The sequence below is a fragment of the Geobacter sp. genome (assembly GCF_030834625.1).
Classification (GTDB): Bacteria; Desulfobacterota; Desulfuromonadia; order Geobacterales; family Geobacteraceae; genus Geobacter.
Map to the genome: position 1 here is coordinate 18,681 of NZ_JAUQXO010000018.1, position 9,604 is coordinate 28,284.

Here is a 9,604-nt window from a genome sequence, read left to right on the forward strand (position 1 = left end):
GATTCCTCCTTGTTGGATAACTTTGCGTTGCGTCATACAAGAGTAAATCCAACGGACCGGCTGTCAATCCCCCAGGCAGAACGCGAGCCTTTTGAACAATCAGATCGGCACGTCATCGACCACATCAGCCGCAGTATCGATCCCGTCGTGGATCGTATTGCCGACTCCCGGCACGATAGAAACCACCGCACCGGTTACCCGCATGGGGACCGTCACCACTTTTGTCAGCACACACCCCTGCAGCAGGAGTAGCATCCCTGCTAAAATCATCATTCGTATCATCGCGTGTCTCCCTGGTCTGTCATGTGTTGGGGCCGTAACGGTTTGGATCAAAAAGAGGGCGGAGGCATTGTGCCCCGCCGTTTACGCGGCATCATTGAACCATGACAAAGTTTGAAAAACTAGAAAAAATTCCCGGGACGCACTCGTGATCACGGCGGCCGTGCCGTACAAAATAATGCGTTACCCCGTAGAAGATCAGGGTCGTGAAGATCAGATTGGCTGTGAGTACCCTTTCAAGCAGAAAACTGATCGTCATGACCCTTTACCTCTACCGCCGCTCCTCAGGGAGTCAACGCTCCAGATACCGCCCCCCTGCGAAGCGATGAACAGGAACACGAAGCAATACAGCACTGCCAGTTCGCCATTGTTCTGGATCGGCAACAACGCCTGGGTTCCGTGCACCATCCAATAGGCGACGGCCATCTGACCGCTGGTTATGAAGGCTGCCCAGTGTGTGAACAGGCCGATCATCACTAGGATGCCGCCTATCAGTTCGATTGGACCAGCGACATAGGTGATAAATGCGGGGACATCTCCCGGCATTCCGACCGGAAATCCGAACAGCTTCTGGGCGCCGTGCCACAGAAACAGGAAACCGACAACGATCCGCATCAGCGCGTAACAGTGGGAACTGTATTTCGACATGAATGATCTCATGGTAACACCTCCCGTTTGATTCAGGCAAAGGCGGCCACAGGCAAAATGGATGAGCCCACGCGGCTCCTTCTGAACCACATGTTCTTGCCTGAATTCATTATACACCGTCATGGTGAAAGTAGATGCGAAGGATTTCGGGGACATGCCGGGAGTCAGGGAAGCCCTTCGAGCCCGTGGAAGGGGGTAGGGGAATCAACCGTACAGAACCTCACATGAGGCCTATGTGCCAATGGTGCGCGAACTCGTTCTCGCACACAGGCCTCACGGATTCATGTGTCACTCATTCTTGTAGTTATATTTTTTCAGGTCTATTCCTGCCTTAAGGGCCATCTCAAAAACCGGTTTATAGTCATTGACTGTTGTCGGAATGAATTTTATGAAGTTCAGTTTAGCAAGGACTGCTTTTCCTTCGGACGTTTTGTCCAGATTCAGGAGAGCAACACGGAGTGTGTCGGCAATTTGCGGGTCTAGTCCTTTTCTCACGCAGAGCCCATTGGAAGGAACATTTGATGATTCAGCCAGAATGACAATTTCCTTGTCAATACGCGGGTTAGTTCTTCTAATCATGTCATAAATCGTATTTTTGCACGAACCGATGTCGGCCTTCTTGTTCAAAACCGCATACAATGAAGCATCGTGGCTTCCCGCAAAATAAATCTCGCTGAAAAACTTGTTGTAATTCGTGATGCCGTGTTCCTTCAGGTAGGCTACGGGGTATATGTATCCCGCTGTTGTGGCTTTGTCGACAAAGGCCATTTTCTTCCCCTTCATTTTTGCGATGCCCTTAATTCCACTGTCCGTTCTCGCAAACAGATGCGCATGATAGGTGGATTCACCATCCAGATTCACCGGCCTTGCCAGGGGAACCACGCCGAGTTTTTGGATTGCAAGGGCTCCGGTGAAGGAACCGAAAAAGGCGCCGTCCAGTCGATCCGCCGTGAATCTGTCGATAATGTTTCCATATCTGCTGAGGATGGTGAATTTAACGTCAATGCCTGTTTTGTCTGTAAGGTACTTGGCCAACGGATTGAACCTCTCCATTTGCTTGAAGACGTTCATTTCCGGGATCAGTCCTATGACAAGCTGTCGCTGTGGTGATTGTGCGAAAGTTGTCATGGGGAGCACCAACAAAGTCATGACCGAAATTATTTTGACGATTACGAATCTCATGGCGGCCTCCTGTAACAGTTGTTCAGACCTGATGACTTCTGGAATCTACGCGACACGATTCCTCTTCAAGAAAATCTTCAACATGTCCCGATTCGAGCGGCTTGGAGATCAGGTATCCCTGGATATATTCGCATCCCAGTTCCCGCAAAATCTCCAATTCCTCTGCTGTCTCCACCCCCTCGGCAATCACATCCATGCTCAGGTTGTGCGCCAATGCAACTATGGTTTTGACGATCTCCAGGTTTTCCTTGTCAGTGTTCACCATTTTGATGAAGGATTGATCGATCTTCAAGGCGCTGATCGGAAAATTATGGAGGTAGCTCAACGATGAATACCCGGTGCCAAAATCATCAATCTGGAGGCCAACCCCAATCTCTTTCAGCTCCAGGAGCAATGCCGCCGTGGAAGCAGGGTTCGACATAATCGTGCTTTCCGTGATTTCGAGGTGCAAGGAGGCTGGGTCGATATCTATTTCACGGAGAAGTTGCCTGATGTTTTCGATGAGCAGAGGCGTGAACTCTTTGCTGGAAAGATTTACATTGATTGTCAGGGGGGTAGCGGCGGGAAACTGCTTATGCCAGTGACTGGTCTTGCGGCAGGCCTCACGGAGGACCCATTGGCCTATGGTTGTGATCAGTCCGGTCTCTTCAGCTATGGGAATGAACTCAACGGGGTAGATCAGTCCGTGGAGCGGGTGCTGCCATCGGACCAGGGCCTCAACGCCGTTAATTCTGCCGCTGGTTAGCGATAGTATGGGTTGATAGTGAAGCCGCAATTCATTGCGCTCGATTGCATGCCTCAGGTCGGTTTCCAGCGTCAGGCTCCTGACCAGTCGCTCGTGCATGGCCGCATCGAAAATTTCGTAGCAGGCCTTGCCGTTGGCCTTTGCCTGATACATGGCCAGGTCAGCGTCGCGCAACAGGTGTTCCGGCCGTGTCTCCCCTTCGGTATAGAGGGCGATTCCGACGCTTGCGGTGGTGAACACATCATGCCCGCAAAGAGTGAAAGGCAATGGCAGGTCCACTTGTATCCTTCGGGCTATGGCTACCGCGTCACTGCTGTCTTTGATATCTTCGAGGAGAACCGCGAACTCGTCTCCGCCAAGGCGGGCGACAGTGTCACAGGCCCGAACAAATCCCTGAAGCCTTTTGCCTACGGCGATCAGGAGCTGGTCGCCTAGTACATGGCCAAGGCTGTCATTGATAAACTTGAATCGGTCAAGATCGATGAAAAGTACGGCAAAGAGATAATCTTTCCGCCGCTGCGCAACATCGATCACATGTTGCAGTCGATTCATCAGCAAAGCGCGGTTCGGCAGGTCGGTCAGGGTATCGTGAAACGCATCGTGAACCAAAAGTTCTTCCGTTTGCTTGTGTTCAGTGATGTCTGTCTGCGATCCGGCCATGCGGTAGGGCGTTCCTGAGGAATCCCTCAGGGCAATGCCCCTGCTTCGCATCCAGCGATAGGTTCCATCCTTATGGCGCATGCGATGCTCGTTTTCAAAGTGTGTCAGGTGCCCATCGAGATGGGCGGTTATTTTCGCCTCCAGCTGGATGCGGTCATCGGAATGGATCAGATTGAGCCAGTCCTCCGGGCTGTTGCCAAGCTCAGGCTCATCGAAGCCGAGCATGGATTGCCAGCGGGGCGAATAATAAACGATATTGGCCTTCAGATCCCAATCCCATAACCCATCGTTGGCGCCAAGGGCTGCAAGGGCATAGCGCTCTTCGCTTTTGCGCAGAGCCTCTTCGGTCTGCCTTCGTTCGGTGATTTCCTGCTGCAGTTTGGTGTAGCCGTTATGTAACGAGACACTCATCAGGTTGAAATTTCTGGCCAGCTCTCCAAACTCGGCCTTATATTCTTCGTCAATCGTATAGCCAAGCTCGCCTGATGCGATCTTTCGCGTTGCGAGCACAAGCTGATGGGTGGGTCGTGTGATTGCCCTCGTCAGATTCCACGCGATCAGCAACCCGGAACACGCGGTGACTATAAGCAGGACGATGAGTATCAGCTTTGTCTTTTTTACTTCAACCAACGCATGATTTGTCGAAATGTCGATATTCTTTGCGGCATCGAACGCCATTGTCTCCGTATGGTGGAGAAGCTCGTTTCCGATCAGTGCGGCATCGGCTTTCAGTTTGTCTATTCTTTCCCTGTTGGCGGATGCCGTTATGTAGTAACTCAATGCCTCCTTCAAGCCACTGATGAGCACCAGGGTCTTATCCAGCTTCTGGGCTATTGCGGGCTTATGGTGGCAGGAGGTGCATTTCCTGGCCGACGTTTCAAGTCCGTCAACGGTCGTGACAATTTCTTCCAGGCCGCGACCCAGCGGCGTATTGACCGTATAAAGGTCCGATTGAACCTTAAGGACATTCTCGACCAGATCATTCCGCATTGCCTCGATCTGATGGAGCTTGATGAGGTTGTTGAAAATCCGGGTGGTGTTTGCAATATTCAGCGCCGCAATCAGTGCCCCGAGAGCAAAAAGCATGAACAACACAAAGAGTGCGGCAAGTATCTTCTTTCTCATAAGGAGCCCATCGTGTTTTCGGCCGACTATGGGGAAAACAACGGGACGATGCAAGTACGAGGGACAGGAAGGGTTGACGACAAGAAACTTGTTATTCTTATCGGAGAATTTAAGAAGAACTTTAGTGGTGAAACGGTCGCATCGGAGCCCGCCAGACCCGGGCCGACAGCGCCGCTGCACCGAGCGGGGGTAATGAATTGCTCCGCGAGCCGTACCATGCTATATCTGGTATGCGTCTGAACCACAGGGCCAATCTCCTGTGGTTTTTTTGCGGGCGCAGAATGAGAGAGCAAACCCATGAACCCGAAAGCATTTTCTTCCCTCCATCTGAAAGCCCCCATGCTCAGGAACCTGGCCTCCCTCGGCTATGCCGGGATGACGCCGGTCCAGGCCCACAGCCTCCCGCTCATCCTGGCGGGCAAGGACGTGATCGCCAGGGCCAAGACCGGCAGCGGCAAGACCGCGGCCTTTGGCATCGGCCTGCTGACGCACCTGGAGGCGTCATCCCGCCGTGTGCAGGCCCTGGTGCTCTGCCCGACCCGGGAGCTGGCCGACCAGGTGGGCAAGGAGCTGCGGCGCCTGGCCCGGTTCACCGACAACATCAAGATCCTGACGGTCTGCGGCGGCGTCCCCTTCGGTCCCCAGCTGGGTTCCCTGGAGCATGGCGCCCATGTGGTGGTGGGGACCCCCGGCCGACTCCTGGATCATCTGCGGCGGGGCAGCCTCGACCTCTCCGCGCTGCGGACCCTGGTGCTGGACGAGGCGGACCGGATGCTCGACATGGGGTTCCAGGATGACATCAGCGCCCTGATCGCCGCCATGCCGCCCAAGAGGCAGACCCTCCTCTTTTCCGCCACCTACCCGGACTCCATTGCCGCCATGAGCGGGGCGATCCAGCGGGAGCCGGTGGAGGTGAGCGTGGACGAGGCCCACGACGAGGGGGCCATCGAGCAGGTCTTCTACGAGGTGGACAGGGAGGAGCGGATCGAGGCGGTGGCGCGGATTCTCGGCCACTATCGCCCGGAATCGACCTTGATCTTCTGCAACACGAAGATCGAGTGCCAGGAGGTGGCCGATGCCCTGGCCGGCCGGGGCTATGGGGCTCTGGCCATCCATGGCGATCTGGAACAGCGGGAGCGGGACCAGGTGCTGGTCTGTTTTGCCAACCGGAGCGCCTCGGTGCTGGTGGCTACCGACGTTGCCGCCCGGGGGCTCGACATCAAGGAGCTCCCGGCGGTGATCAACTACGAGCTGTCCCGCAACCCGGAGGTCCATACCCACCGCGTCGGCCGCACCGGCCGGGCCGGGGAGCAGGGGCTGGCCGTAAGCCTGGTGACGCCCCGGGAAAGCCGGCTGGTCGCGGCCATCGAGGATGCACTGGGAAGCACCATCTCCCGGGGCGACCTGGCCGCGCTGGCGCCGGCCCCGGGGAGACCGCCGCTCCCCCCCATGGTGACCCTCTGCATCGACGGCGGCCGCAAGAACAAGCTTCGCCCCGGCGATATCCTGGGGGCCCTCACCGGCGAGGGGGGGATAGCCGGGAGCGAGGTGGGGAAGATCGATGTCTTCGATTTCCATACCTACGTGGCCATCGCGCGGCAGAGCTGCGATCAGGCCCTGGCCTGCCTGGGGAGAAACCGGATCAAGGGCCGCTTCTTCAAGGTGCGGAGAACCGGCTGACCGCCATGAAATTCACCCTGTTGACCCATTTCAAGGAGTTCGGGAAGCGCTCCAACACCGGCCGGCTGGTGGTCGATGTGCTGGGGGGCGCGGCCGAGCAGGTCCGCTGGGACCGGGCGCGGCCGCCGGCCGGACTTCTGGAGGAGATCGAGGCGGGCGGGGTGGCGCTGATTTATCCCGGCACCGCGGACGAGGCCGGTGGCGACCTGACAGGGATACGGCACGTGATCCTCATCGACGGCACCTGGCACGAGGCACGGAAGATCCACCAGCGGAGCCCGTACCTGCAAAAGGTCCGGCGTGTCTGCCTCACGCCTGCCGAAAAGTCCGTGTACAACCTCAGGAAGAATCAGAAGGAGTCGGGGCTCTGTACGGCCGAATGCGTCATCGAAATCCTGCGCAGCACGGGGAATGCCGAAGACGCGGAGCGGCTGCAGGAGCGGTTCCTTGAATTCATCAGGCCATTGGATACCGTAGGTTAAAAGGGAATTTTCGTGGCAAGAAGATGAAATTAAAAAGGCGACCTTATGGCAGCCCGTCCTCATCTCATTCCATCTCCGCACAACACCCGCCTTCCGGCTTAACTCAAGGAGTCTGTGTCACCGCTCACATGGACGAATCCTTCTCTTCTTACTTCATGATCGGTCTTGGCAATCGCCCCACAGGCGTCGCAGAGATATCTATCTCCACTTTTGCTGTACGAACTGTGTTCACAGGTTCCGCTCCAGACTTTGACGTCGCATTTCTTGGTTCTCATGACTCTTCGCCTCCTCTCTGCTTAAATTCATTATACCACCGGAAGGAAGTTTACCGCGAGGAACAATAGAGGAAGTGCTGAAGCAACATCTTGTGCGCCGGATAAGTGGACATGAAACTCGATTGGATTTACTATGCCCGCAGGCAAAAGCACCCTCGTGCTCAAGCCTGTTATCTGATAATGGCACAAGCGGCACCCGTGGAGGGGCACATGGAATACACTGAACAACCTGGACTCTGTCGTATGCACACCCTGAAGGTCGCCCGCGTTGACAAGCGAGGTGTCTGGCTGGAGGCCGGCGAGCGGCTGGCGCACCTCCCCCGGCGGGAGGCGCCCCAAGCGGAGCCTGGCGAGCAGGTGGAGGTGTTTCTGTATCAGGACGTGGCCGGAGAGTTGCAGGCCACATGCCGTCTTCCGCTGGTCCAGGCTGGCGAGTTCGCGTTGCTGACGGTCAAGTCGGTTGGCTCCCCGGGGGCATTTCTCGACTGGGGCCTGGCAAAGGACCTGCTGGCGCCATACCGTCTCCAGCCCGAGCGGATGGAGGCCGGCAGGCGCTATCTGGTGAAGGTGGAGCTTGATCCGCAGGGTCGTCCCTTTGCCAATGCCCGTATCGACGACTGCCTTGACTACCGGCGGCCTGATCTGCATGAAGGTGATGCGGTAGCGCTGCTCGTCTGGCAGCTCACCGACCTGGGTGCCAAGGTCATCGTCAACCACCGTTTTCCCGCCCTCCTTTACCGGGACGAGCTGCCGGCCGGGACCTGCGCCGGCATGGAGCTCTCCGGCTATGTGAAGCGTCTGCGTGAAGACGGCAAGCTGGATGTCACTTTGCGCAAGGTGGGGGCCGAGGGGGTGTCGGACGCCCGGGATGTTATTCTCAAGGCCCTGGCGACCCATGGCGGCACCTTGCCCCTGCATGACCGGAGTTCCCCGGCGGCCATCGAGGAGGCCCTGAGCATGAGCAAGAAGACCTTCAAGAAGGCGGTGGGGGGGCTCTACAGGGACGGCCTGGTGACGCTGACCGACGAGGGGGTCCAGTTGTCGGAAAAAGGTTTGGCCCGCACCGCGTTCCCGGATAAAGACCAACTGCGGCCATGACCAAGGAGGAGTTGCTTCACCAGATCACGGCTGCCCTCACTGCCGATCTCGCCGTCCTCTCCACCGCTGCCCGGGTGGCCCATGAAGCCGCGACCCACGAGGAGTGCATTCCGGACAACAAGTACGACACCACGGCGCTGGAGGCATCCTACGTCGCCCAGGGGCAGGCCAACCGCGCCCAGGAGATTCGGGGGGCCCTGGAAAGTTACCGGGTGCTGGAGTTGCGTGAATTCGACGATGAGACGCCGATCCGGCTGACGGCCATGGTTGTCCTGGAGGATGAGGAGGGAGCCGCAAAGCGCGTCTTTCTCGGCCCTGAAGCGGGGGGACTCAAAATCGCTGACGGGGCGGAGGAGATCGTTGTCATAACCCCGCAGTCGCCCCTTGGCCGCGCCCTGCTCGGCAAGGTTGTCGGGGACCAGTTGCAGGTGGGCATGGGGGTAACGCGAAAGACCTTCATGGTCATCGAGGTCTGCTGAGGGGGCTGAACGCGTATGTGGAGGTGGGGACGATAAGCAAAAGGCGGCCAATCAGCCGGCCGCCAGTGTTATTCGGTCACTTCCTCTTCGGAGGTTTGCTCAGGGGTGTCTTCCGTAAGGGGGTCTTTCTTGGACAGTTTGCGCTGAAGCTTTTCCTCGTTCTTTTTCTTCCGCTCTAATTCTTTCTGCCTTTTCTGAAACTGAAAATTGGGTTTTGCCATCGAGTAACTCCTGCGCGAACGGAATCTGAATCAGGTTGATCGTGAAAGGCCAGGTGTCGCGGTGCCTTTCCGTGGGCACCGGGAGCTGACGGAACAAAAAAGCCCCGAGATTATCCCGGGGCTTTTGGGGTCTGCTGGAGACGGTTGTTAGACTCTGGTTACGTTTGCGGCCTGAAGACCTTTCGGCCCCTTGGTTACTTCAAACGTTACCCTATCGCCCTCAGCAAGGGATTTGAATCCGTCACCTGCGATGGCGGAGAAATGACAGAACACATCTTCACCATTTTCCTGCTCGAGAAAACCAAAACCCTTGCTGTCGTTGAACCACTTTACTGTTCCGTTTACCATGTGCGTACTTTCTCCTGATACTTCCTGTTTGTTTTTGTCCGGCATCATACCGAATCCTGTTTAGACAATAACAGCTTTGTTCTGACAAAGTCAATCTATTATATTCATGCTAATATGGAACTGTATTATTTCAGAGGTCAAGCTTGGTGCGTTATGTATGGAAATATCTTTCATTAGCTTGGTGCCATAATTGTAAAATGCTTAGTTAACATGGAGCTTTACCCGGTTTGTTCAGGATAGGGTTATTACTCCGGCAAATAAACAGAGCAATTAAGATGCATAGGCAGCACAGGGGTGCTCGAAGAACTTTTTCACTTTGGTTCGGTTGTTCTGTAAATGCCGCATATGCTTTCTGGCCTTTGACTCAAGTTGCTTGGCATTT

At 56.1% G+C, this 9,604-nt stretch carries 10 protein-coding genes; 4 read left to right on the forward strand and 6 right to left on the reverse strand.

Annotated features, from left to right (window positions below; genetic code table 11):
• Window positions 1–99: 99 nt before the first annotated feature.
• The 4 genes from RCH91_RS04085 to RCH91_RS04100 all read right to left on the reverse strand — a co-directional run bounded on the left by RCH91_RS04085 (window position 100) and on the right by RCH91_RS04100 (window position 4,639).
• Window positions 100–282 (reverse strand): DUF6726 family protein, encoded by a 183-nt coding sequence (locus tag RCH91_RS04085; RefSeq protein ID WP_373694363.1) that lies wholly within the window; start codon window positions 280–282, stop codon window positions 100–102.
• Between the two features lie 252 nt (window positions 283–534).
• Window positions 535–939 carry a DoxX family protein gene (locus RCH91_RS04090; protein ID WP_306533279.1) on the reverse strand — a complete coding sequence of 135 codons (405 nt, stop codon included), beginning with the start codon at window positions 937–939 and terminating at the stop codon, window positions 535–537.
• A 276-nt stretch (window positions 940–1,215) separates the two neighbouring features.
• Window positions 1,216–2,109, reverse strand: coding sequence for a phosphate/phosphite/phosphonate ABC transporter substrate-binding protein (locus RCH91_RS04095; RefSeq protein WP_306533280.1), 894 nt, complete (start codon window positions 2,107–2,109; stop codon window positions 1,216–1,218).
• Window positions 2,110–2,131: 22 nt separating this feature from the next.
• On the reverse strand, window positions 2,132–4,639 hold the full coding sequence (locus tag RCH91_RS04100) for an EAL domain-containing protein (RefSeq protein WP_306533281.1): 2,508 nt from the start codon (window positions 4,637–4,639) through the stop codon (window positions 2,132–2,134).
• Between the two features lie 297 nt (window positions 4,640–4,936).
• Here RCH91_RS04100 and dbpA point away from each other — a divergent pair, with 297 nt between their 5' ends.
• The 4 genes from dbpA to RCH91_RS04120 all read left to right on the forward strand — a co-directional run bounded on the left by dbpA (window position 4,937) and on the right by RCH91_RS04120 (window position 8,653).
• The gene (gene dbpA / locus RCH91_RS04105) at window positions 4,937–6,319 is read left to right on the forward strand and encodes an ATP-dependent RNA helicase DbpA (protein WP_306533282.1); all 1,383 of its coding nucleotides are present in this window, start codon (window positions 4,937–4,939) and stop codon (window positions 6,317–6,319) included.
• Between the two features lie 5 nt (window positions 6,320–6,324).
• Window positions 6,325–6,801 carry a DTW domain-containing protein gene (locus RCH91_RS04110; RefSeq protein WP_306533283.1) on the forward strand — a complete coding sequence of 159 codons (477 nt, stop codon included), beginning with the start codon at window positions 6,325–6,327 and terminating at the stop codon, window positions 6,799–6,801.
• A gap of 485 nt (window positions 6,802–7,286) precedes the next feature.
• Window positions 7,287–8,174 (forward strand): S1 RNA-binding domain-containing protein, encoded by an 888-nt coding sequence (locus RCH91_RS04115; protein ID WP_306533284.1) that lies wholly within the window; start codon window positions 7,287–7,289, stop codon window positions 8,172–8,174.
• Entirely contained in the window at window positions 8,171–8,653 is a 483-nt protein-coding gene (locus tag RCH91_RS04120) for a GreA/GreB family elongation factor (RefSeq protein WP_306533285.1), read from the forward strand. Before RCH91_RS04115 ends, RCH91_RS04120 begins: the two co-directional genes overlap by 4 nt.
• A 68-nt stretch (window positions 8,654–8,721) precedes the next feature.
• On the opposite strand, the gene RCH91_RS04125 is transcribed toward RCH91_RS04120, so the two are convergent.
• Window positions 8,722–8,874, reverse strand: a complete 153-nt coding sequence (locus RCH91_RS04125; protein WP_306533286.1) for a hypothetical protein — start codon at window positions 8,872–8,874, stop codon at window positions 8,722–8,724.
• A 147-nt stretch (window positions 8,875–9,021) separates the two neighbouring features.
• Window positions 9,022–9,222: a cold-shock protein gene (locus tag RCH91_RS04130; RefSeq protein WP_306533287.1), complete on the reverse strand. Its 201-nt coding sequence runs from the start codon at window positions 9,220–9,222 to the stop codon at window positions 9,022–9,024.
• Window positions 9,223–9,604: the final 382 nt, after the last annotated feature.